The organism is Actinocatenispora rupis, assembly GCF_016861975.1.
Taxonomy (GTDB): Bacteria; Actinomycetota; Actinomycetes; order Mycobacteriales; family Micromonosporaceae; genus Actinocatenispora; species Actinocatenispora rupis.
In genome coordinates, this window is sequence record NZ_BOMB01000001.1 from 257,264 (window position 1) to 280,733 (window position 23,470).

The window sequence follows — 23,470 nt, forward strand, 5'->3', positions numbered from 1 at the left end:
CCGCGCGCACATCCGGCTGAGCCCGGCGCTCAGCTCTTCGCGCCGACGAACGAGTCCAGCCGCGCCACACCCTCCCTGCGCGCCACCGACAGACAGTTCCGCCGCGTGAACCGCCATTCCACCCCCACCCGGTCCAACGCCTCACCGCAGATCCGCAGAATGTCCACCGACTCGTTCGAAAAGAAGTACCGCGGATACCGGTACGTCTTTCCGCGGGTGACCACGGTGTTGAGTGAACGGCACCCGTCCGCGTGGATCAGCCCGCGCAGGAACGGTTCCGGCCAGGTGTCGACGACGCCCCGCTGCCAGTCGGCCAGTTCGATTCGGCGCTGGTGTTTCATGCCCGGACCGTGCTGTGGGAACAGACACGGCCAGTGCGTCGAATAGCTCTGCACCGCAACACATCCCCGCCGCGGCACGACGCTGACCGACCTCGCGTGGACCCGCAGCATCGCGCGCCGGCATTCGTCGATGATGTCCGGATAGTCGAGCGCGCAGTACACCCGCAACACGGGCACCCGGGCGCTCGTCACGAGATGCCCGTCCCCGAGGTACTGCCCGAGCAGGTAGGCGTACGCCGGCGCGTCGGCCAGGTGCGCGGGATCACCGGAACAACCTGCACAGCGGCGTACGGGCGCCGATCTCCGCCGCGCGGCCATCTGCCGGGCGCGGACGCCGTAGAGCCAATGCGCGACGGTGCCCTTCGGTACCTCGAGCTGTCGGGCTATCTCGGCGAGCGGCGTCCCGGAATCGCGCAGGAGAATGGCGCTCGCGTATTTCTCGGGGGGATGCACGAAAGCGATGGTCGCACCGGGGTCTGACGATTCCGGTCGGTTCGGTGGTGCCGAGAGCGGGACTCGAACCCGCACGCCCTTTCGGACAAAAGCTTTTGAGGCTTTCGTGTCTGCCTATTCCACCATCTCGGCATGTGTCCGTTTGACCGGACATGTTACCTGCTTGTGTCCCGGATCCTCAGATCCAGGCGGCACAAGCGTACCGGCTAGGCTGTGGGCTTGGCCGACGGGGCCGGTGGGGACGCCGGGTGCGTCGGGGACTTGACCGGGACCGGAGGTAGGCCGAGTCGTGAGTGGGCAGGATGCGGGCGAGGTCCGCAGGCGCCGGGTGCTGATCGCCGAGGACGAGGCGCTGATCCGGCTGGACCTCGCGGAGATGCTCGCCGAGGAGGGCTACGAGGTCGTCGGGGAGGCCGGGGACGGCGAGACCGCCGTGCGGTTGACCCAGGAGACGCGGCCGGATCTCGTCATCCTGGACGTGAAGATGCCGATCATGGACGGCATCGCGGCGGCCGAGCAGATCGCCGGCGACCGGTTGGCGCCGGTGGTCATCCTGACCGCGTTCAGCCAGCGGGACCTGGTGGAGCGGGCGCGCGCGGCGGGTGCGATGGCGTACCTGGTGAAGCCGTTCCAGAAGAGCGACCTGGTGCCGGCGATCGAGATCGCGGTGTCGCGGTTCGCGGAGCTGTCGGCGCTGGAGTCCGAGGTGGCCTCGCTGTCGGACCGGTTGGAGTCCCGGAAGGTCATCGATCGGGCGAAGGGTCTGCTGATGACCCGGTACGGGATGACCGAGCCGGATTCGTTCCGGTGGATCCAGCGTGCGGCGATGGATCATCGGCTGACGATGCGTCAGGTTGCCGAGCGGATCATGGCGGAGGGTGACGGCGCGACCGACGGTCCGGAGTCTGGTTCCTCCTCCACCGTTACCTCCCCTACACAATGACCTTGGTTTCCGGCTTGGCAGGCCGCTGACCTGCGGTCTTGCGCGTCCGTCGGGGCCGCGTCCAGATAACGGTTTGGTACGTCGCGGGGGTGTGTTCCCTACCGCGGGGCGTGGAACTGGGATAGCTTTCCGCGCCACAGGCTGTATGTGGGCGCAGCGTCTCGCATCGTGTCCAGTGGCCTTCGGGCCCGGGCGTGATCGGGGCGCCGACGGAGGAGGACTGGGAGCCTTGAACAGCAGGATCAAGCGGTCGCTTGCGGTGCTACCGGTGGCGCTGCTCGTTGCCGGTGCCATGGGGGCGTGTTCGAACAACGGGAACGGCACCACCACCGCTTCCGGCAAGTGCGATTCGAAGATCGCCTTCTTCGGCGCACTGACCGGCCCGAACGCGAACCTCGGCATCAACATCTACAACGGCGCGAAGCTCGCCGTGGACCAGTACAACGCGAAGAACTCCAACTGCAAGGTCACGCTCGTGCAGAAGGACTCGCAGGGCGACGAGAAGCAGGCGCCGGCCCTGGCGCAGAACCTGGTGCAGGACCCGAAGGTGGTCGGCGTCGTCGGCCCGGCGTTCTCCGGTGAGTCGGAGGCGGCGGACGGGATCCTGGAGCAGGGCAACCTGCCGCTGATCACGGCGTCGGCGACGAACCCGACGCTGGCCCAGAAGGGGTGGAAGGTCTTCCACCGGATGCTGGGTAACGACGCGTCGCAGGGTCCGGCGGCGGCGTCGTACATCAAGGACACGGTGAAGGCGAAGAAGGTCTTCGTCATCGACGACACCACGGCGTACGGCAAGGGTCTGGCGGACCAGGTGAAGAAGAGCCTGGGCGGCATGGTCGGCGGTACGGACACGGTGCAGCCGAAGCAGACGGACTTCCAGGCGACCGTGGCGAAGGTGAAGGCGTCGAAGGCGGACGCGATCTTCTACGGCGGGTACTACGCGGAGGCGGGCCCGTTCGTGAAGCAGCTGCGTGCGGCGAACGTGAACGCCAAGTTCGTGTCGGACGACGGCGTGAAGGACCCGGGTTTCGTGGCGGGTGCCGGTAAGGCGTCGGCCGAGGGTTCCGTGGTGACCTGCCCGTGCATTCCGGGTGACGAGGCCAAGGGCACGTTCTTCGCCGACTACAAGAAGAAGTTCGGCAAGGAGCCGGGCACGTACGGTCCGGAGGCGTTCGACTCGGCGAACGTGTTCCTGGACGGGATCAAGGCCGGCAAGACGTCGCGGGCGGCGATGCTGAGCTTCGTCAACTCGTACGACAAGGACGGCGTCACCAAGCACATCAAGTTCGACAAGAACGGCGAGATCGCCAAGTCCGAGATCGTGATCTGGTCGTACCAGATCAAGGGCGGCGAGATCGTCAAGGACACCGAAATCAAGGCCACGAGCTGATCGTTGTGGGGCCGGCGAGCCGCCGGCCCCACGGCCCCTCTGTGCCCGTGGTGCCGGCTCGTCGCGCGTCGGTCGGATCCGGTCCGGCCGGACGCCGTACGCGCGTGCCGGTCGGCACCGGGTGCCCTGCCGCCCTGGAGCGTAGGTGAACTTCGAGTTCCTTTTTGCCAACATCGGTGATCTGACGGTCACCGGTCTTTCCCAAGGTGCGATCTACGCATTGATCGCCCTGGGCTACACCCTGGTGTACGGGTTGCTCAAGCTGATCAACTTCGCGCACTCCGAGGTCTTCATGATGGGGACGTTCGGTGCGCTGTTCGCTTGGCAGCTCGTCGGGTTGCACGAGAACAACCCGATCCCTTCGGTACCGATGATGATCGTGTACCTGCTGGTCGGTCTGGTCGGTGCGGCGGTGTGGTCGGGTGTCACGGCGCTGGCCGTGGAGTTCGTGGCGTACCGGCCGTTGCGTCGGCGCAACGCGCCCCGGCTGGTCTTCCTGATCACCGCGATCGGCGCGTCGCTGGCCATCAGCGAGGCGGTCGGCATCGCGACGGGTCGTCAGCAGTTCGGCATGCCGGACCTGTTCAAGACGACGACGCTGGTCACGATCGGCGACGCGCACATCACGAACCTGGACCTCGGCGTGATCGTCGCGGCGATCGTGATGATGGTGGTGCTGGACCAGTTCATCAACCGGACCCGGTTGGGTCGTGGTATCCGCGCGGTGGCGCAGGACTCCGACACCGCCGCGTTGATGGGTATCAACAAGAACCGCGTGATCGTGCTGACGTTCGTGCTCGGTGGCGTGATGGCCGGCGCGGCGGCGCTGCTGTACAACCTGAAGATCGGCGTGACCCGCGCCGACATCGGCTTCCTGCTGGGCATCAAGGCGTTCACCGCGGCGGTGCTCGGTGGTATCGGCAATCTGCGCGGTGCGCTGTTGGGCGGCCTGGCGCTGGGCCTGGTGGAGAACTACGGCTCCGCCCTGTTCGGTACGTCGTGGCGGGACGTCGTGGCGTTCGCGGTGCTGGTGATCATCCTGATGTTCCGGCCCACCGGTCTGCTGGGTGAGTCGCTCGGAAAGGCGCGCGCATGAGTACGGGTGGCGACGCTCCGCGGCGGAGCGCGGGTGGCCGGTTCGTCGACGGTCTGCGGACGGTGGACGAGCGGCGGGTGGCCGGCCTGGCCGGTATCCGGTCGCGCTGGCGGGCACTTCCGCTGGTGGTACGGATCGCGGCGCTTGCCGCGGTCGCGGTGTTCTTCTACCTGTTGCCGAACCTGGCCATCCCGCTGATCCCGACCCCGGACACGAACTTCGCGTCGGTGCTGTTCACGGTCGCGGTGTACGTGCTGGTCGCGGTGGGTCTGAACGTGGTGATCGGGCTCGCCGGCCTGCTGGACCTGGGGTACATCGGGTTCTTCGCGGTCGGCGCGTACTCGGTGGCGATCTTCGGTTCACCGGCGTCGCCGTTGGCGACGAAGTACCCGTGGCTGATGTTGATCCCGATCGCGATCGCGGTGTCGATGGTGTCGGGCGTGATCCTGGGTGGGCCGACGCTGCGGCTGCGCGGTGACTACCTGGCGATCGTGACGTTGGGGTTCGGCGAGATCGTGCGGCTGATCGCCGTGAACTGGTCGATCACCAACGGCCAGATCGGTATCCCGAACGTGCCGGCGCCGCCCGGCAAGTTCCCGGACGGGTCGCCGCTGTTCGGCGTGATCGACACCCGCCCGTTCTACTGGCTGGCGTTGACGGTCGTGCTGATCTGCATGTTCGGCGTGAAGCTGCTGGAGAACAGCCGGGTCGGCCGGTCGTGGCTGGCGATCCGGGAGGACGAGGACGCGGCCGAGCTGATGGGCGTGCCGTCGTTCAAGTTCAAGCTGTGGGCGTTCGCGATCGGCGCGGGGCTGGGTGGCCTGTCCGGCGCGCTGTTCGCCAGCCGGCAGGGTTTCATCAACTCGAACTCGTTCGACGTGCTGACGTCGGTGCTGTTCGTGGCGGCGGTCGTACTCGGTGGTGCGGGCAACCTGGCCGGCGTGACGCTGGGTGCGGTGCTCATCTCGTACCTGCCGGAGCGGTTCCGCGGTGCCGCGGAGTACCGGTTCCTGTTCTTCGGGTTGGCGCTGATCGCGATCATGATCTTCCGGCCGCAGGGCCTGATCCCGAGTCGGAGACGCGCGGTGGAACTGGCCGACCGTAAACGGGAGGCCGAGGAGGAGGTGACCGCGGGTGCCTGACGCGACGACGGGTGTGGCCGGGCCTCCGTTGTTGGAGGTGGACGACGTCACGATGCAGTTCGGTGGCGTGACGGCGTTGGACCACATCAGCTTCGAGGTACGCCGGGGCGAGATCCTCGGCCTGATCGGGCCGAACGGTGCCGGCAAGACCACCTGCTTCAACGTGATGACCGGCGTGTTCCAGCCGACCTCGGGCGAGGTGCGGTTGAACGGTCAGAAGCTGGTGAGCCGCAGCCGGCACCAGATCACGCGGTTGGGCATCGCCCGGACGTTCCAGAACATCCGGTTGTTCCCGGAGATGACGGCGCTGGAGAACGTCCAGGTCGGCGGGGACGCGCGGCACAGGACGAGCGTGCCGGGTGCGTTGCTGCGGCTGCCGCGGCACCGCCGGGAGGAACGCGACGGTCGGACCCAGGCGTTCGAGTTGCTGGACTTCATGGGCATTCCGCACGCGGCGAACTCGTTGGCGCGCAACCTTCCGTACGGTGACCAGCGGCGGCTGGAGATCGCGCGGGCGCTGGCGACGGGTCCGGAGCTGCTGTGCCTGGACGAGCCGGCGGCGGGCTTCAACCCGGCGGAGAAGGAGGAGCTGCTGGCGTTGATCCGGCGGATCCGGGACCGGGGCCAGACCGTTCTGTTGATCGAGCACGACATGCGCCTGGTGATGGGCGTGACGGACCGGATCGTGGTCCTGGAGTTCGGCCGGAAGATCGCGGACGCGGCGCCGGCCGCGGTCCGGGCCGATCCGAAGGTCGTCGCGGCCTACCTGGGGGTGCCCGAAGATGCTGCTTGAGTTGCAGGACCTGGTCGTGTCGTACGGCCGGATCGAGGCGCTGCACGGGATCAGCCTGGGCATCGAGCAGGGTGAGATCGTGGCGCTGATCGGTGCGAATGGTGCCGGAAAGACCACGACGATGCGCGCGATCTCCGGACTGCGGGCGGCACACCGGGGGAAGATCTTCCTGGAGGGCCGGGACATCACCCGGATGCGGGCCGACCGGCGCGTGGTGCAGGGCATCTCGCAGGCGCCGGAGGGCCGGGGGATCTTCCCGGGCATGACCGTGATGGAGAACCTGGATCTCGGCTGCTACACCAGGCGGGACGCGGCGATGATCGCAGAGGACCGGGAGCGGGTGTTCACGCTGTTCCCGCGGCTGGCGGAGCGGCGTAAGCAGCTCGGCGGGACGATGTCGGGCGGTGAGCAGCAGATGTTGACGATCGGCCGGGCGTTGATGGCGCGGCCGAAGATCCTGCTGCTGGACGAGCCGTCGATGGGTCTGGCGCCCATGCTGATCCAGCAGATCTTCGCGATCATCAAGGAGATCAACGGCCAGGGCACCACGGTGCTTCTGGTGGAGCAGAACGCCCAACAGGCACTTTCCCTGGCGCACCGCGCATACGTCCTGGAGACCGGAAGTATCGTACGGTCCGGCACCGGGGAGGAACTGCTCGCCGACCCCGCGGTACAGGAGGCGTATCTCGGGGTCGCGTGAGCGGCGGGCCGGCGGACTGCGACGAACATGTGGAGGGTGTCATGAGGGGGAAGACCGGATCCGGTGTCCGGCTTGCCGTGGCGGGCGCGGCCATGGTCGCGCTCGCCCTGGTGGCGGGCTGCGGCAACGGCTCGACCGGCAGCAACAGCAGCAGTGGCCCGAAGTCGCCGGCACCGAAGGTGACCGCGGACAAGGCGCTGTCGGCGAAGGTGCCGGCGGCGATCAAGCAGGCCGGCACGGTCACCGTGGGCACCGACTCGACGTACGCGCCGAGTGAGTTCCTGGCCGCGGACGGCAAGACGGTGCAGGGTTTCGACGTCGACCTGTTCAACGCGGTGATGGCCAAGCTGGGCCTGAAGGCGAAGTACGAGTCGGCGAAGTTCGGCGTGATCATCGCGGGCGTGGAGTCGGGGAAGTACACGGCGGGTGTCTCGTCGTTCACGATCAACGCCGACCGGCTCAAGCAGGCCAACATGGTGTCGTACTTCTCGGCCGGCACCTGGTGGGCCACCAAGAAGGGCAACCCGTCGAAGATCACGCAGGACACGGCGTGCGGGCACAAGGTGGCGGTGCAGACCGACACGGTGCAGGTCGACGACATCACGGCCCGTTCGAAGAAGTGCGTGAGCGCCGGCAAGAAGGCGATCTCGATCGACCAGTACGAGGCGCAGGACCAGGCGACCGCGTCGGTGGTGTCCGGTAAGGACGACGCCATGCTGGCCGACTCGCCGGTCGTGGCGTACGCGGTGAAGAAGACCGGCGGCCAGATGGAGAAGCTGGGCTCGATCTACGAGGCCGCGCCGTACGGGTACGTCGTGAAGAAGGACCAGCTCGCGTTCGCCGAGGCGATCCAGGGCGCGCTGAAGGAGCTGATCTCGGACGGGACGTACGCGAAGATCCTGACCAACTGGGGTGTCCAGGACGGCAAGATCGACAACCCGACGGTCAACCCGAGCGTCACGGGATAACCCGGATGTCCTCCACGACATCGATCCGGAACCGCCCGGAAGCCATCCGGGCGGTTCCGGTCCGTCACCCCGGCCGGTGGATCGCGGTCGCGGTGATCGTGCTGTTGACCGCCATGTTCGTCAACATGCTGGTGACGAACTCGGCGTTCCACTGGGACTTCATCGCCCAGAACATCCTGAGTACGCCGGTCGCGCGCGGGGCGCTGACCTCGATGGAGCTGACCATCTGCGCGATGGTCATCGGCATCGTGCTGGGCGTGGTGCTGGCCATCATGCGGCTCTCGCCGAACCGGGTGCTCTCCAGCGCGGCCTGGCTGTACATCTGGGCGTTCCGCGGCATTCCGCGGCTGGTGCTGTGCGTGCTGTTCGGCAACCTGGGCATCCTGTACGGCAGGCTGGAGTTCGGGCTGCCGTTCGACCACCAGATCGGGCAGCTGTTCGGGGTGACCGACTTCCACGCCCGGATCTTCGGGCTGAACTGGTCGTCGCTGATCTACGGCTTCGTGGCCGGGCTGCTGGCGCTGGCGCTGTCCGAGGGCGCGTACATGGCGGAGATCGTGCGGGCCGGCATGCAGGCGGTCGACCCGGGGCAGACGGAGGCGGCGCAGGCGCTGGGCATGCGGCGCCCGACCGTCCTGCGCCGGATCGTACTGCCGCAGGCGATGCGGGTGATCGTCCCGCCGACCGGCAACGAGACGATCGCGATGCTCAAGGACACCTCGCTGGTGGCGTACGTGCCGGTCACCAACGAACTGTTCTTCCAGCTGCAACACATCGGCGCGCGGACGTACCTGATCTTCCCGATGCTGGTCGCCGCCTGCATCTGGTACCTGGCGATGACGTCGGTACTGATGGTGGGGCAGTATTTCTTGGAGAAGCGGTTCTCCCGCGGGTTCGGTGCGACGGGGCGGGCCCGCATGCGGTTGCGGACGCGCGGGGCCGGCGCGCCGGGAGGGGTCGTCGAAGAATGAGCGATGCCGAAGTGTCCGACCAGCCCGAGCCGCCCGGCCCGGCCGGGTCGACCGACCTGCCCCCGCCAGCCGACTGCATGGTGCTGGCCGACAACGTGCACAAGTCGTTCGGGCGGCTGGAGGTGTTGCGCGGCATCGACCTCGCCGTACCGGCCGGGTCGGTGGCGTGCGTGCTCGGGCCGTCCGGCGGCGGGAAGTCGACGTTCCTGCGCTGCATCAACCACCTGGAGAAGATCGACGCCGGTCGGGTCTGGGTGGACGGCGAACTGGTCGGCTACCGGCAGTCGGGGGACCGGCTGCACGAGATGCGTGAGCGGGACATCGCGGAGCAGCGCAGCCGGATCGGCATGGTGTTCCAGCGGTTCAACCTGTTCCCGCACCTGACCGCCCGGCAGAACGTGATGGAGGCGCCCTGCCAGGTCAAGGGCAAACGGCGGACCGAGGCGCGGACGCGGGCCGACGAACTGCTGGCCCGGGTGGGCCTGGCCGACAAGGGCGAGACGTACCCGGCGCAGCTGTCCGGCGGTCAGCAGCAGCGGGTGGCGATCGCCCGGGCGCTGGCGATGGACCCGAAGCTGATGCTGTTCGACGAGCCGACCTCCGCGCTCGACCCGGAACTGGTCGGCGAGGTCCTGGACGTGATGAAGGACCTGGCCCGGTCGGGTATGACGATGGTGGTGGTGACGCACGAGATCGGGTTCGCCCGGGAGGTCGCCGACACCGTGGTGTTCATCGACGGCGGGGTCGTCGTCGAGGCCGGGCCGCCGGACCAGGTGATCGCCAACCCGCGGCACGAGCGGACGAAGTCGTTCCTGTCGAAGGTGCTCTGACGACGCCCGTCGATGTGCGGTGGTGCCCGGCGGTTTCGTCGGGGGTCGACGTTAGAGTCACGGGGTGACCGCACCAGCCAGCGACTCCCGGGTACCGACCGCCGCGTCCGACACGACCAGGCCGCGCCTGCTGCTCATCGACGGGCACTCCGTCGCCTACCGGGCATTCTTCGCGCTGCCCGTGGAGAACTTCTCGACCAGCACCGGCCAGCCGACCAACGCGGTCTACGGCTTCACCTCGATGCTGATCAACGTGCTGCGTGACGAGCAGCCGACCCACCTGGCGGTCGCGTTCGACGTGTCCCGCCGGTCGTTCCGTACGGAGCGCTACGCGGAGTACAAGGCGGGGCGGTCGGAGACGCCGACCGACTTCCACGGCCAGGTCAGCCTGATCGGCGAGGTGCTGCAGGCGCTGCGGGTGGTCCAGGTGACCAAGGAGGACTACGAGGCCGACGACGTCATCGCGACGCTCGCCCGGGGCGCCGCGGCGGCCGGCTTCGAGGTGCTGATCTGTACCGGTGACCGGGACGCGTTCCAGCTCGTCGACGAGCACGTCACCGTGCTGTACCCGAAGAAGGGCGTGTCCGAGCTGGCCCGGATGACGCCGGCCGCGATCGAGGACAAATACGGTGTGCCGCCCGAGCGGTACCGGGATCTGGCCGCGCTGGTCGGGGAGTCCAGCGACAACCTGCCCGGGGTGCCCGGCGTCGGCCCGAAGACCGCCGCCAAGTGGATCGGTCAGTACGCGTCGATCGAGGGGATCGTCGCGTCCGTCGACGCGATCAAGGGCAAGGCCGGCGAGTCGCTGCGTGCGCACCTGGCCGACGTGCTGCGCAACCACGAGCTGAACCGGCTGGTCGACGACCTTCCGCTGCCGGTCGAGCCGGACGACCTGGCCTGGCACGGCTGGGACCGCGAGCAGGTCGCGCAGGTGTTCGACACGCTGCAGTTCCGGGTGCTGCGCGAGCGGCTGTACGACTACCTCGCCGCGCCCGAGCCGGAGGCCGAGGAGGGCTTCGACCTGACCGGCAGCGTACTCGGCGCGGGTGAGGTGGCCGGGTGGCTGTCCGCGCACGCCACACCGGGTACGCCGGTGGGTGTCGCGGTGTCCGGCGCGTTCGGCCGCGGCACGGGCACGCTCGCCGCGCTGTCGCTGGCCGTCGACGAGGGTTCCGCGGCCTGCCACATCGACCCGACGACGCTGGACGAGTCGGACGACGCGGCGCTCGCCGCGTTCCTCGCCGACGAGGACCGGCCGAAGGTGCTGCACGACGCGAAACCGGTGCTGCTGGCGCTGTCCGCGCACGGCTGGCAGCTGGCCGGGCTGGCCACCGACACCGCGCTCGCGGCGTACCTGGTGCGGCCGGACCAGCGCAGCTACGACCTCGCCGACCTGTCCGTGCGGTACCTGCACCGGGAGCTGCGCGCCGAGGAGCCGGACAACGGCCAGCTCACCCTCGACGGGCTGGGCGACGCGCTCGGCGACCGGGCCGCCGAACAGCAGCTCATGCTGCGCGCCCGCGCGACCCTCGATCTCGCCGAGGCGCTGCGTACCGAGCTGGCCGCGCAGGCCGGCGACGACGGCGTGAGCCGCGGCCTGGAGCTGCTGACCGACATGGAGCAGCCGCTCAGCCGGGTACTGGCGGCCATGGAGCGCACCGGCATCGCCGCCGACACCGACTACCTCAGCGAGCTGGAGGCGCACTTCGCCGGCGAGGTGAAGGCCAGCGCCCAGGCGGCGTACGACGTGGTCGGCCGCGAGTTCAACCTGGGGTCGCCGAAGCAGCGGCAGCAGCTGCTGTTCGAGGAGCTGGGGCTGCCCAAGTCCAAGCGCACCAAGACCGGCTACACCACCGACGCCGACGCCCTCCAGACGCTGTACCTGACGACCCAGCACCCCGTGCTGCCGCACCTGCTGCGCTACGCGGACGTGTCGAAGCTGCGGTCGATGGTGGAGGGCCTGCTGAAGTCGGTCAGCGACGACGGCCGCATCCACACCACGTTCAAGCAGACCGTCGCCGCGACCGGCCGGCTGTCGTCCACCGACCCCAACCTGCAGAACATCCCGATCCGCAGCGAGGAGGGCCGGCGGCTGCGCCGCGCGTTCGTGGTCGGCTCCGGCTTCGACGAGCTGCTCACCGCCGACTACAGCCAGATCGAGATGCGCATCATGGCGCACCTGTCCGGCGACGAGGCCCTGATCGAGGCGTTCAACACCGGCGCTGACTTCCACGCCGCCACCGCCGCCCGGGTCTTCTCCGTCCCGGCCGCCGAGGTCACGCCCGACCAGCGCAGCAAGATCAAGGCGATGAACTACGGCCTCGCGTACGGGCTGTCCGCGTACGGCTTGTCCGGCCAGCTCGGCATCACCGCCGACGAGGCCCGCGGCCTGATGGACGAGTATTTTGAACGGTTCGGCGGCGTGCGCGACTACCTGCGCGGCGTCGTCGACCAGGCCCGCCGCGACGGGTACACCCAGACGATGCTCGGCCGCCGCCGCTACCTGCCCGACCTGACCAGCGACAACCGGCAGCGGCGCGAAATGGCCGAGCGGATGGCGCTCAACGCGCCCATCCAGGGCTCCGCCGCCGACATCATCAAGATCGCGATGCTGCGCGTCGACCGCCGCATCCGGGAAGCCGGGCTGACCTCGCGGATGCTGCTCCAGGTCCACGACGAACTCGTCTTCGACGTCGCACCCGGCGAGCGCGCCGAGCTGGAAGCCCTGGTCCGCGCGGAGATGGGCGAGGCGCAGGCGCTGTCCGTACCGCTCTCGGTCTCCGTCGGCTCCGGATCCGACTGGGCCACCGCCGGCCACTGACACCTCGCCCGCGCACACACCTCTCCTTGGTACGCGCGGGCACGTCACCGCCGACGCGCCGGCGGTGGCCGTTGCGCCGCACCGTCCGCGCATCGGGGCGCAGTCCGTGTCCGGACACCTCCTGTGCAGTCGTGCGGCGGCGGCCGGATTCCGTTGCGCCGCAACGTGCGTAGGGTCGACAGCCGGGTGTCGCGGCGTGGCCCGCCTTTGTTCGTGTGTTCGTGCGTATTCGGGCGTCAGTGCCCGGATTCCGTTGCGCCGCAACGTTTTCGGAGCGATGGCCGGGTGCCGGTGCACTGCCACGTTCGCGTGGGCGGTGGCCGGTTCCTTTGCCACGTTCGCGCGGTGGTCGGGTTCGGTTGGGCCGGAGACGTTCGCACGCCGCTGCGCGCCGTGCGTCCGGACTGCGCCCTCGCAGTCGGGTGGCGGTGGCCGGATTCCGTTGCGCCGCAACGTTTTCGGAGCGGTGGCCGGGCGCCGGTGAGGTGCCACGTTCGCGTGACGGTGGTCGGTTCCGTTGTGCCGCCACGTTTGCGTGGCGGTGGCGGTTGCGTTGCCACGTTGCGCGACGGTGGTCGGGTTCCGTTGGGCCGCAACGTTCGCACGTCACCGCGCGCCTTTCAGCCGGGTGGCGCGGCGTGGCCCGCCGTTGTTCGGGTGCCCGCGCGCATTCGGGCGCCCGTGCGCAGTCGTGCGTCCGTGGTCGGATTCTGTTGCGCCGCGCCGCTCGCGCCGCGTCGGCAGCCTTTGATCGGGTGCCCGCGCGCAGTCGGGCGGCGGTGGCCGACTCCGTTGCGCCGCACCGTCCGTCCGCAGCGCGCTGTATCGGCGTTCGCCGGGCGCACTCCGCGGGCACCGCACAATGCCGCCGCGCCCGGGCCGCGCGTTCCGTCGCGAACCGCCGTGCCGTGTGGCCGCGCGATCGCACCAAGGTGTCGGCGCGCTGGCCGCGTCGGGCCCAGTTCGCGGGGCGGGCCCGTACCGACGGTCGGTGCCGGCTGGTCCCGCGGCGGTCCGTTCCCGCCCGAACCAGGCAGTACGGCAGCGCCCGTGTCCGGTTCGGGGCGGGTCGCGCGGGCTGTTACCTGGGCGAGACGTGCGCGGTGACGATGCGCTGGCGTACCGGAGGGTGACGGGCGGTGTGGTCCGGTCACGGGTGGTGTGCGCGATGGTGCCGGTGGTTTCTGCTGGTCGTACGGAGGAATGCCGGGGGCCTGGCCGGGGTACGCGATGACGATGGCGTTACCGAGTCGTTGCGGGATGGGTGTCCCCGGGATCTGGCGGGCCGCACGAATCGCAGTATGGTGCGACAAGATCGGCTAAGGGGGCATCTCGCTTCGGCGACGAGCCGACCCCGCCGGCAGGTACGAACGGTCGAACCGGGCAGTGGGCCGAGGTGGGCGGCAGTACCCGGGTCGCCGGCGCCAACGACGGCGCCGGTTGGTAGAGGAGGTCGTAGGTGACGACAGCGGCTGAGCCGTCTTCGGACAGCGGTACGGCGACAAAGCACCATCTGAGGCGGGACATCGGGCGCATCGGTCTGCTGTTCACCGGGATCGGATCGATCATCGGTTCGGGTTGGCTGTTCGGCGCGTTGAACGCGGCGCAGCAGGCGGGCCCGGCGGCGATCTTCTCCTGGCTGATCGCCGGCGTGATGATCATCCTGATCGGCCTGACGTTCGCCGAGCTGGGCACGATGTACCCGGTGACCGGCGGCGTGATCCGCTTCCCGCAGTACGCGTTCGGCTCGTTCGCGAGCTACACCATGGGCTGGATCACCTGGCTCGCGGCGGCGGTGGTGGCGCCGATCGAGGTCACCGGTGTCCTGCAGTACGCGACGAAGTACTACTCGGGCTTCACCGCCGAGCACATGGTGAACGGCGAGACGGTGCACACGCTGAAGCCGATCGGCATCGTGGTGGCGATCCTGCTGCTGGCGCTGTTCTGCGTGGTGAACGTGATCGGCGTGAAGTTCTTCGCGCAGATCAACAACGTCATGGTGTGGTGGAAGCTGGCCGTGATCGTGCTGGTGATCGTCGCGTTCGCGGTGACCGCCTTCCACGGGGCGAACTTCACGAGCCACCACTTCGCACCGGCCGGCGCGCACGGCATCTTCACCGCGATCGCCACGGCCGGCATCACGTTCTCGTTCCTGGGTTTCCGGCAGGGCATCGAGCTGGCCGGTGAGACCAGCAACCCCAAGCGGAACGTGCCGTTCGCGGTGATCGGTTCCGTGGTGATCACGACGATCATCTACATCGGCCTGCAGGTCGCGTTCATCGGCGCGGTGCGGCCGAGCGACCTGATGCACTCCGACGGCTGGGCGAAGCTGGCGTTCGCCAACGACTTCGGCCCGCTGGCCGCGATCGCCACGATCATCGGCCTGGGCTGGCTGGCCGTCGTGCTGTACATCGACGCGATCGTCTCGCCCGGTGACACCGGCCTGATCTACAACGCCGTCACCTCCCGCCTCGGGTACGTGATGGCGAAGAACGGCAACGCGCCGTCCGGTCTGGCGAAGATCAACCGCAACGGTGTGCCGTGGGTGGCCACGATCGTGACGTTCGTCCTCGGTCTGATCTTCCTGCTGCCGTTCCCGAGCTGGCAGCAGCTGGTCGGCCTGGTCACCTCGGCGACGGTGCTGTCGTTCGGTTCCGGCCCGCTGGTGTGGGCGGCGATGCGCACCGAACTGCCCGACGCGAAGCGCCCGTTCAAGGTGCCGGGCGGCCACGTCATCCCGCTGCTCGCCTTCTACTCGTCCAACCTGATCGTGTACTGGGCGGGCTGGTCGACGAACTGGAAGTTCTTCGTCGCGATCCTGATCGGTCTGGTGCTGCTGGCGGTGTTCACCGCGACCAAGCAGATCAAGCCGATCGGCGGCCTGGACCTCAAGCACGGCTACTGGACGATCGTGTGGCTGGCCGGTCTGGCCTTCATCAGCTTCATCGGCGACTACGGCAACGGCCTGGGCATCATCGCGCTCGGCTGGGGTTTCGCGGTCAACGCCGTGTGGAGCGTGTTCATCTACTGGCTGGCCTGGCGTACCCGGTTCTCCCGGGAGCGGATGCAGTCGATGATCAGCGACACCCCGCACGACGAGGTCGAGGTCGGCATGGCCTGACCCGGCGCGCAGTTGCGACGGCCCCGGCGTTCGCGTCGGGGCCGTCCGCGTGTACGCCCCCGTCGCGCGCCCGGCCGGGCGTCAGCGTTCGACGAGCGACCGGGTCAGGTACACCAGCGTCATGAACGTGCGGAACGCGGTGAGCGCGTCGTCCTCGGTGTACGCGACGGTGCGGGTGCCGGTGCGCGTCACGCCGCGGATCCAGGCCGACTGTTCGGCCATGTCGGGGGAGACGAGGTCGACCTCGATCCGTACCGGCAGGTCGATCGCGGGTGGCGTGAGCCCCGCCAGGCCGGCCAGCGCCGCGCGTACGCCGTCGTGGATCGCGCGCCGGGCCCGCTCCGGGTGCAGGCTGGTCGCGGCGTACCGGTTGGTGGACTCCTTCACCACGATCGGCGTGACGCCCGGGCAGAACGGCGCCGCCTCCGGCCCCACGTACTGGTCGCCGGTGACGACCGCGACCGGTACCCGGTGGTGTTGCGCGACGAGCGCGTTGAGCCCGGACTCGCCGGCCACGGTCCCGTTGATCCGCACGTCGTGCACCGCACCCGGGTTGTACGTGTGGGACAGGATCCCCGGCGTCGGCATCGCCGCGTGGTACCCGAGGAACAGCACGGCGTCGAAGCTCGCGTCGAGCCCCTGCATCATGTACAGCGGCTTGTACCGGCCGGACAGGTAGCTGGCCTGCCCGGCAAGTTCGTCCGGGGCGAGGTTGCGCATCACCGAGTGCGCGTCGTTGACGAGGATCTCGGTGGCGCCGGCGGCGAGCGCGCCCTCGATCGCGGCGTTCACCTCGGCGAGCGCGAGCCGGCGGCCGAGCGCGTAGTCCTCCCCGGTGCGGGTGATCTGCGCCCAGTCGACGACCCCGGCGACACCTTCCAGGTCCACCGACACGAATACCTTCATGTCGACAGTGTCCCCTCGCGGCGGTCAGGGGCGGGTCGCGACCTCGCCCGGTTCGGCCGGCGAGACGGACCGGCCCGACTCGGCGCCGAGCAGGTCGTGCGCCAGTACGGTGAGGCGTGCGCGCAGGTCCGGGTGCAGGTCGGGCTCCCAGCCGTCGAGCAGCTGTTCCAGGCCGGCGCAGCGGGCGTCGGCGAGCCGGTCCAGCGCGTCGCGGCCGTCGGTGGTGAGGGTGACCGCGTGCCCGATCCGTACGAGGCCGGCGTCCTGCAACTCGCCCAGCCAGCCGGTGACCCGGCCGGCGCCGAGCGACTCGCGCCGCGGCAGCTCCGCCGGGCTCGGCGACGGATGCCGGCCCAGCCAGCACAGCAGCCAGCACGCGCCGGGCGACACGGCCAGCCCCGCCCGGTCGGCGAGCCAGCCGTACACCTTGGTCGCGTCCTCCCGGTGCACCAGTACGGTCAGCGCGCGTTCCAGCTCGTTCCACGAGTCCCGGGCGTTCGGCGTACCGCCGGGGTCGGTGGCGCGGCTCGTCGCCCGCAGCGGCACCTCCGGCAGCAGGAACGTCAACGCGAACGCCAGCAGCGCCACCGGTACCGCCCACAGGAACACGGTGTGGATGCTCTGCGCGTACGCGTGGACCACGTCGTCGAGGATCTGCGGCGGCAGCTTCGACAGCGCCGCCCGGGACGGTGCCGCCGCCTGCTCGCTGCCGCCCGGCAGCGCACCGGCCGGCACGTACTTCGCCAGGTTGGAGGTGAGCGCGCTGGCGAACACCGCGCCGAACACCGCCACCCCGAACGAGCCGCCGATGGACCGGAAGAACGTCGCGCCGGAAGTCGCCACGCCGAGGTCCTTGTAGTCCGCGCCGTTCTGTACGGCGAGCACCAGCACCTGCATGACCATGCCCAGCCCGAACCCCAGCACGAACATTGCGCCGGACGCCGCCCAGAACCCGGTGTCCACGCCCAGCCGGGACAGCAGGTACAGGCCGATCGCCATGATCGCCGTCCCCGCCACCGGGAACACCTTGTACCGGCCGGTGCGCGTGATGAGCTGCCCGCTGACGATCGACGTGAGCAGCACGCCGACCATCATCGGCAGCATCCGCAGCCCCGACTCGGTCGGCCCGACGCCCGTCACCACCTGCAGGTAGATCGGCAGGTACGTGATGGCGCCGAACATACCGAAGCCGACCACGAAGCCGATCACCGACGCCACCGAGAACACCCGGGTGGTGAACAGCCGCAGCGGCAGTACGGGTTCCCGGGCCCGGCGTTCCGCCGCGACGAACGCGAAGATCAACGCCACCCCGAGTACGGCCACGCCGATCACCTGCCACGACGCCCACGGGTACACGGTGCCGCCCCAGCTGGTGAACAGCACCAGGGACACCGCCGCGCCGGCGATCAGTACGATGCCGAGGTAGTCGATCGCGGGACGGTCGCGCGTCAGGTGCGCCGGCAGTGCCAGCGCCGTGATCACCAGCGCGAGCGCCCCGATCGGCAGGTTGATGTAGAACACCCAGCGCCACGACAGGTTGTCCACGAAGAACCCGCCGAGCAGCGGCCCGATCACGCTCGACGCGCCGAACACCGCCCCGAACACACCCTGGTACCGGCCACGTTCACGCGGCGGTACGACGTCGCCGACGGTCGCCTGCGACAGCACCATCAGCCCGCCGCCGCCGAGCCCCTGCAACGCCCGGAACGCGATCAGCATCCCCATGTTCTGGCTCAGCCCGGACAGCGCCGAGCCGATCAGGAACACCACGACCGCCACCTGCAGCAGCCGCTTGCGCCCGAACTGGTCGCCCAGCTTGCCCCACAGCGGCGTCGTCGCCGTCGCCGCCAGCAGGTACGCGGTGACCACCCAGGACAGGTGCGCCACGCCGCCCAGGTCCGCGACGATCGTCGGCAGCGCGGTCGACACGATCGTCTGATCCAGCGCGGCGAGCAGCATGCAGGCCAGCAGGCCGCTGATGATCAGCCACCGTCGACTCCCGGTGATCTCGGGCGGGGCGACGGTTTCCGCCGTGTCGGCACTCACGCGCTCACGGTAGCCACGCGCGGGTCCGGTCCGGGCGGAATCGGCGGAACAGCAAGCGACCTGCCACCGGGCCCGCCCGCATCCACCCGCGCCGATCCCCGACACCAGTGCCGTGCCGGCGCCGTCCCACCCCGACCCCCCCGGTACGGCGGGGATCGCCGCGGACGCGCCGACTCCTGCCGGCCGGCGCCGCGCTCAGTCCGGGCGGCGCACCCAGCGCCGGGTGCGCCCAAGCCCGGGGTGCGCCCAAGCCCGGGATGCGCTCAGCCCGGGCGGTGCGCTCAGTCCGGGCGGTGCGCCACGAAGATCGCGGTACCGGGGAACAGCCGGCCGCGCAGCGGACTCCACTGCCCCCACAGCTGCTCGTGCCCGTCGGGCCACTCCGGTTCGACCACGTCGGTCAGCGTGAACCCGGCCGACACCAGGTCGCGTACCCGGTCGCCCAGCGTCCGGTGGTGCTCCACGTACGTCGGAACCCCGCGCTCGTCGTACTCCACGTACGGCGTGCGGTCGAAGTACGAGTGGACGGCGACGAGGCCGCGTTCCCCGGGGTCGTCGAGGAAGATCCAGCGCATCGGGTGCGTCACGGCGAACACCCACCGTCCGCCGGGCCGCAGCACCCGGTACACCTCGCGCATGACCGCACCCGGGTCGGCCACGAACGGCACCGCGCCGAAGGCGGTCGCCGCCACGTCGAAGCTGCGGTCCGCGAACGGCAGCGCCTCCGCGTCGGCCTGTACCAGCGGCACCCGCGTCCCGGTACGCCCGGCGGCGGCGCGCGCCTCGCCCAGCATCCCGGCCGACAGATCGAACGCCACCGGGTACGCCCCCTGCCGCGCCAGCCAGCGCGAACAGGACGCCGCGCCGCAGCCGACCTCCAGTACCCGCCGGCCGGTGACGTCGCCGAGCAGCCCGGCCGACGACTCGGTCAGGCCCTCGGGACACCACACGAAGTCCGCGTCGCCCAGGAACCGGCCGTGTTCCGCCTGGTAGCTGGCGGCGTCGGCGTCCCACCAGTGCCGGCTCGCCCGTCGGGACGCCGCACTGCCGACCGCCCGCCGTCCCACCCGATCTGCCACCCGCCCACCGTAGAGCCCGCCCGCGCGCCGACGCCGGCCAACCCACCGGGCCGACGCTCCACTGTGGACGGATTCAGGTCGCCGGCACCGTCCACAGTGGACATCGACGCCCACGGCGCGCGGTGTCCGATCGGCCGCCACGGTCCGGAACACCACGGATGTACGGAATCGTCCCGTGTGGCCTCGTCGCCGGTGAACGTGTCGTCGCGCACACCGTCGCGGTGCCGCGTGCGTCGTACCCGGGGGCGGAATGCCGGATTCGGTGGAACATGCCGGTCGGCGGACACCCGGCGGACACCCGCGTCCGACACTCCCGTGGTACGCGGATCCGGCCTGGTTGGGCGGATCCGGTGTCGATCCGGATCACGTGGAGCTGGGGTTTTGGGGGAGGGTTGGACCTTATGGTATGGCGCACGGTAGGCTGGCGGATGCGCTCGGGGTCTGCGTGTCTCGGCAGGGAGCAGGCCCGCGTCATCCGGAGCCCGGTCCGGTGGTCACAAAGGGATCCTCACCATCATGATCTCGTACGTCGGCTGCTGATCGTCCGTCCGGTTGGACTGACCTCGGGGCGCGCAGACCGACCGAACACCCACCCGACGGAGCAATCTCCCACATGACGAGCAGTGTCGAGGCCACCTCGAACATCGCCGCGGCCAGCAAGGCCGGCGGCAACCAGATCGCCGTTGACGACATCGGTTCCGAGGAAGCGTTCCTCGCCGCCATCGACGAGACGATCAAGTACTTCAATGACGGCGACATCGTCGAAGGTACCGTCGTCAAGGTCGACCGGGACGAGGTCCTGCTCGACATCGGTTACAAGACGGAGGGCGTGATCCCCTCCCGCGAGCTGTCCATCAAGCACGATGTGGACCCGCACGAGGTCGTGTCGGTCGGTGACCACATCGAGGCCCTGGTTCTCCAGAAGGAGGACAAGGAGGGCCGGCTGATCCTCTCGAAGAAGCGCGCGCAGTACGAGCGGGCGTGGGGCACGATCGAGAAGATCAAGGACGAGGACGGCGTGGTTCGCGGCACCGTCATCGAGGTGGTCAAGGGTGGCCTGATCCTGGACATCGGTCTGCGTGGCTTCCTGCCTGCCTCCCTGGTGGAGATGCGGCGCGTGCGCGACCTCCAGCCGTACGTGGGGCGCGAGCTCGAAGCGAAGATCATCGAGCTGGACAAGAACCGCAACAACGTGGTTCTGTCGCGCCGCGCCTGGCTGGAGCAGACCCAGTCCGAGGTGCGCACCGAGTTCCTCAACAAGCTGGCGAAGGGGCAGGTCCGCAAGGGCGTCGTGTCCTCGATCGTCAACTTCGGTGCGTTCGTCGACCTGGGCGGCGTGGACGGTCTGGTGCACGTCTCCGAGCTGTCCTGGAAGCACATCGACCACCCGTCCGAGGTCGTCGAGGTCGGCCAGGAGGTCGAGGTCGAGGTGCTGGACGTCGACCTGGAGCGCGAGCGCGTGTCGCTGTCGCTCAAGGCGACCCAGGAGGACCCGTGGCGTCAGTTCGCCCGGACCCACCAGATCGGCCAGATCGTGCCGGGCAAGGTCACGAAGCTGGTTCCGTTCGGTGCGTTCGTGCGCGTCGACGACGGCATCGAGGGCCTGGTGCACATCTCCGAGCTGGCCGAGCGCCACGTCGAGGTGCCGGAGCAGGTCGTGACCGTCGGCAAGGAGGTCATGGTCAAGGTCATCGACATCGACCTTGAGCGCCGTCGGATCTCGCTGTCGCTGAAGCAGGCCAACGAGGGCTTCGTCGACACCGGCGAGGAGCACTTCGACCCCACGCTGTACGGCATGGCCGCCGAGTACGACGCCGAGGGGAACTACAAGTACCCCGAGGGCTTCGACCCGGAGACCGGCGAGTGGCTGGAGGGCTACGACTCGCAGCGCGAGACGTGGGAGCGGGAGTACGCCGAGGCGCACACCCGGTTCGAGCAGCACATGAAGCAGATCACGGAGTCGCGCGAGGCGGAGGCCGCCGCGGCGGCCGAGGCCCCGGCGGCGAGCGCGGGCGCGAGCACCAGCAGCGCGCCGGCGCAGAGCGCCCCGGCCGCGGGTGGTGCCGAGCCGGCGGGCACGCTGGCCACGGACGAGGCCCTGGCCGCGCTCCGCGAGAAGCTGGCCGGCGGCAAGGGCTGATCGGCCGGTAGCACGTACGAAGCGGAGCCCCGTCGGACCTGGTCCGGCGGGGCTCCGTCGTGTCCGGGGGAGTCGGCGGCGGCCCCACGGCGACGGCTGGCAGACTTGCGGCCGTGCTGCGGGTGGGACTGACCGGCGGGATCGGCGCCGGCAAGAGCGAGGTGGCCGGGCTGCTGGTGGCGCGCGGCGCCGTCCTCGTCGACTCCGACGTACTGGCGCGCGAGGTCGTCGCCCCCGGTACGCCGGGGATCGCGGCGGTGGCGGCCGAGTTCGGTGCGGACGTGGTCGGTGCGGACGGGCTGGACCGGGCGCGGCTGGCGCAGATCGTGTTCGCCGATCCGGCCGCGCGGGGCCGGCTGGAGGCGATCGTGCACCCGCTCGTCCGTGCCCGCGCGGCGAAGCTGATCGCCGCGGCCCCGGCCGACGCGGTCGTCGTCAACGACGTACCGCTGCTGGTGGAGACGGGGCTGACGCCGACGTACCACCTGGTGCTGGTGGTGGCGGCGGACCCGGCGGTGCGGCGCGAACGGCTGGTCGCGCGCGGCATGACCGCCGAGGCGGCCGACGCCCGGATCGCCGCCCAGGCCACCGACGCGCAACGCGCCGCCGCCGCCGACGTCCTGCTCGACAACTCCGGTACCCGCGAGGCGCTGGCCGCGGCGGTGGACACGCTGTGGTCGACGCGGCTGGTGCCGTACGAGCGGAACGTGCGGGAACGCAACCCCGTGCGCCGGCCCGAGACGCTGCACATCGCCGAACCCGATCCGACCTGGCCGCAGCAGTACGAACGGGTCGCCGCCCGGATCCGGCACGCGCTCGGCGACCGGTACCTGCGGCTCGACCACATCGGCTCCACCTCCGTGCCCGGACTCGCCGCCAAGGACGTGCTCGACCTGCAACTCGTCGTACCGGACCTCGCCGCCGCCGACGACCTCGCCGACCTGCTCGCCGCCACCGGCCTCCCGCGGTACGCCGGCGACTGGTGGGACGGCCCGCCACCCGGCGGTGCCCCGGAAGCCTTGCTGGTCAAGCGATTCCATGGCTCCGCCGACCCCGGCCGGCTCGTCCAACTGCACGTCCGGACCGCCGCGTCACCCGCCTGGCGGTACGCGCTGGCGTTCCGCGACTGGCTGCGCGCCGAACCCGCCGCCCTCGCCAGCTACGCCGCGCTCAAACGCCGGCTCGCCGACACCGGCGCCACGACCACGGAGTACGCCGAGTTGAAGGATCCCTGGTTCGCCCGGGCGCTGCCCGAACTCGACCGCTGGACCGCCGAGACCGCCTGGTCCGCCTGACCACCGTCATCCGGTACTGCCCGGGCCCGGCCGTGCGCCGCGTCGCCCGGGTACGGCATGGCTCGGTGTGTCGGTGCGCTGGTCGTACGGCCGTGTCGGTTAGGGCTGTGCCGGGGCGCTGTGGCGCGGCGTGGCGCCTTCGGGTCTGGGCCGTGGGTGGGCGCGGTGTTTGCGGGGCGTGCCCTCGTCGGACGGGACACGGATCCCCTGTCTGGCTTGGGATCCACCCGAGGTGGCCGCGCACCGCCGGTCGCCCTGGTCCACTGTGGAGGAACGTACGCGGTCGGCCACTGCCACCGCACCGCTGTCCCGCGCCACCGCGACGAGCCGGTCGTGCAACCGGCCGGGCGCGAGGAAGTACTTCGGTTCGGCAGCATTGTCATGCCCGTGCGTGGCGCCGACCCGGCTCGGTCTGCGGGCAGGACGTGGTGGCCT

17 protein-coding genes and 1 tRNA gene are annotated in these 23,470 nt (G+C 70.0%); 13 read left to right on the forward strand and 5 right to left on the reverse strand.

Translation table 11 applies throughout. From position 1 onward, the window contains the following. Window positions 1-29 precede the first annotated feature (29 nt). Window positions 30-869, reverse strand: coding sequence for a sigma-70 region 4 domain-containing protein (locus Aru02nite_RS01190; protein WP_239076262.1), 840 nt, complete (start codon window positions 867-869; stop codon window positions 30-32). Next, window positions 840-926: transfer RNA gene (locus tag Aru02nite_RS01195), tRNA-Leu, on the reverse strand. Before Aru02nite_RS01195 ends, Aru02nite_RS01190 begins: the two co-directional genes overlap by 30 nt. Window positions 927-1,083: 157 nt before the next feature. On the opposite strand from Aru02nite_RS01195, the gene Aru02nite_RS01200 reads away from it, so the two are divergent. From Aru02nite_RS01200 to Aru02nite_RS01250, 11 genes are all read left to right on the forward strand, one after another. Further along, window positions 1,084-1,737: an ANTAR domain-containing response regulator gene (locus Aru02nite_RS01200; protein WP_203654149.1), complete on the forward strand. Its 654-nt coding sequence runs from the start codon at window positions 1,084-1,086 to the stop codon at window positions 1,735-1,737. Between the two features lie 229 nt (window positions 1,738-1,966). Continuing rightward, a complete protein-coding gene (locus tag Aru02nite_RS01205; RefSeq protein ID WP_239076263.1) occupies window positions 1,967-3,127 on the forward strand; it encodes a branched-chain amino acid ABC transporter substrate-binding protein in 1,161 nt (386 codons plus the stop codon). A 145-nt stretch (window positions 3,128-3,272) separates the two neighbouring features. Beyond that, window positions 3,273-4,223: a branched-chain amino acid ABC transporter permease gene (locus tag Aru02nite_RS01210; protein ID WP_203654153.1), complete on the forward strand. Its 951-nt coding sequence runs from the start codon at window positions 3,273-3,275 to the stop codon at window positions 4,221-4,223. Between the two features lie 95 nt (window positions 4,224-4,318). After that, window positions 4,319-5,365 carry a branched-chain amino acid ABC transporter permease gene (locus tag Aru02nite_RS01215; RefSeq protein WP_373324836.1) on the forward strand — a complete coding sequence of 349 codons (1,047 nt, stop codon included), beginning with the start codon at window positions 4,319-4,321 and terminating at the stop codon, window positions 5,363-5,365. A 52-nt stretch (window positions 5,366-5,417) separates the two neighbouring features. Continuing rightward, window positions 5,418-6,158 (forward strand): ABC transporter ATP-binding protein, encoded by a 741-nt coding sequence (locus tag Aru02nite_RS01220; RefSeq protein WP_203654582.1) that lies wholly within the window; start codon window positions 5,418-5,420, stop codon window positions 6,156-6,158. Then, entirely contained in the window at window positions 6,148-6,858 is a 711-nt protein-coding gene (locus tag Aru02nite_RS01225; protein ID WP_203654155.1) for an ABC transporter ATP-binding protein, read from the forward strand. Before Aru02nite_RS01220 ends, Aru02nite_RS01225 begins: the two co-directional genes overlap by 11 nt. Window positions 6,859-6,899: 41 nt before the next feature. Continuing rightward, window positions 6,900-7,826 (forward strand): ABC transporter substrate-binding protein, encoded by a 927-nt coding sequence (locus Aru02nite_RS01230; RefSeq protein WP_203654156.1) that lies wholly within the window; start codon window positions 6,900-6,902, stop codon window positions 7,824-7,826. A gap of 5 nt (window positions 7,827-7,831) precedes the next feature. Then, entirely contained in the window at window positions 7,832-8,797 is a 966-nt protein-coding gene (locus tag Aru02nite_RS01235) for an amino acid ABC transporter permease (RefSeq protein WP_203654157.1), read from the forward strand. A gap of 77 nt (window positions 8,798-8,874) precedes the next feature. Beyond that, window positions 8,875-9,627 (forward strand): amino acid ABC transporter ATP-binding protein, encoded by a 753-nt coding sequence (locus Aru02nite_RS01240; RefSeq protein WP_203654584.1) that lies wholly within the window; start codon window positions 8,875-8,877, stop codon window positions 9,625-9,627. Between the two features lie 64 nt (window positions 9,628-9,691). After that, window positions 9,692-12,448 carry a DNA polymerase I gene (polA, locus tag Aru02nite_RS01245; protein ID WP_203654158.1) on the forward strand — a complete coding sequence of 919 codons (2,757 nt, stop codon included), beginning with the start codon at window positions 9,692-9,694 and terminating at the stop codon, window positions 12,446-12,448. Window positions 12,449-13,907: 1,459 nt separating this feature from the next. Continuing rightward, window positions 13,908-15,569, forward strand: coding sequence for an APC family permease (locus Aru02nite_RS01250; RefSeq protein WP_203654159.1), 1,662 nt, complete (start codon window positions 13,908-13,910; stop codon window positions 15,567-15,569). Between the two features lie 81 nt (window positions 15,570-15,650). Here Aru02nite_RS01250 and Aru02nite_RS01255 read toward each other — a convergent pair whose 3' ends face one another. The 3 genes from Aru02nite_RS01255 to Aru02nite_RS01265 form a co-directional block, all read right to left on the reverse strand. Further along, a complete protein-coding gene (locus Aru02nite_RS01255; RefSeq protein WP_203654161.1) occupies window positions 15,651-16,475 on the reverse strand; it encodes a M55 family metallopeptidase in 825 nt (274 codons plus the stop codon). Window positions 16,476-16,499: 24 nt separating this feature from the next. Beyond that, entirely contained in the window at window positions 16,500-18,521 is a 2,022-nt protein-coding gene (locus Aru02nite_RS01260) for an MFS transporter (protein ID WP_239076265.1), read from the reverse strand. A gap of 281 nt (window positions 18,522-18,802) precedes the next feature. Next, on the reverse strand, window positions 18,803-19,600 hold the full coding sequence (locus Aru02nite_RS01265; RefSeq protein ID WP_203654163.1) for a class I SAM-dependent methyltransferase: 798 nt from the start codon (window positions 19,598-19,600) through the stop codon (window positions 18,803-18,805). A gap of 613 nt (window positions 19,601-20,213) precedes the next feature. On the opposite strand from Aru02nite_RS01265, the gene rpsA reads away from it, so the two are divergent. Together rpsA and coaE are read left to right on the forward strand one after the other, a co-directional pair. Beyond that, the gene (gene rpsA / locus Aru02nite_RS01270; protein WP_203654164.1) at window positions 20,214-21,740 is read left to right on the forward strand and encodes a 30S ribosomal protein S1; all 1,527 of its coding nucleotides are present in this window, start codon (window positions 20,214-20,216) and stop codon (window positions 21,738-21,740) included. 113 nt (window positions 21,741-21,853) lie between these two features. After that, a complete protein-coding gene (gene coaE, locus Aru02nite_RS01275; RefSeq protein ID WP_203654165.1) occupies window positions 21,854-23,035 on the forward strand; it encodes a dephospho-CoA kinase in 1,182 nt (393 codons plus the stop codon). Window positions 23,036-23,470: the final 435 nt, after the last annotated feature.

Bases quoted from the DNA above. Each gene is read 5' to 3' on its own strand.
- Aru02nite_RS01220 (WP_203654582.1), top strand. From the start codon at position 5,418: ATGCAGTTCGGTGGCGTGACGGCGTTGGACCACATCAGCTTCGAGGTA.
- Aru02nite_RS01225 (WP_203654155.1), top strand. From the start codon at position 6,148: ATGCTGCTTGAGTTGCAGGACCTGGTCGTGTCGTACGGCCGGATCGAG.
- Aru02nite_RS01230 (WP_203654156.1), top strand. From the start codon at position 6,900: ATGAGGGGGAAGACCGGATCCGGTGTCCGGCTTGCCGTGGCGGGCGCG.
- Aru02nite_RS01235 (WP_203654157.1), top strand. From the start codon at position 7,832: ATGTCCTCCACGACATCGATCCGGAACCGCCCGGAAGCCATCCGGGCG.
- Aru02nite_RS01240 (WP_203654584.1), top strand. From the start codon at position 8,875: ATGGTGCTGGCCGACAACGTGCACAAGTCGTTCGGGCGGCTGGAGGTG.
- Aru02nite_RS01255 (WP_203654161.1), bottom strand. From the start codon at position 16,475: ATGAAGGTATTCGTGTCGGTGGACCTGGAAGGTGTCGCCGGGGTCGTC.
- rpsA (WP_203654164.1), top strand. From the start codon at position 20,214: ATGACGAGCAGTGTCGAGGCCACCTCGAACATCGCCGCGGCCAGCAAG.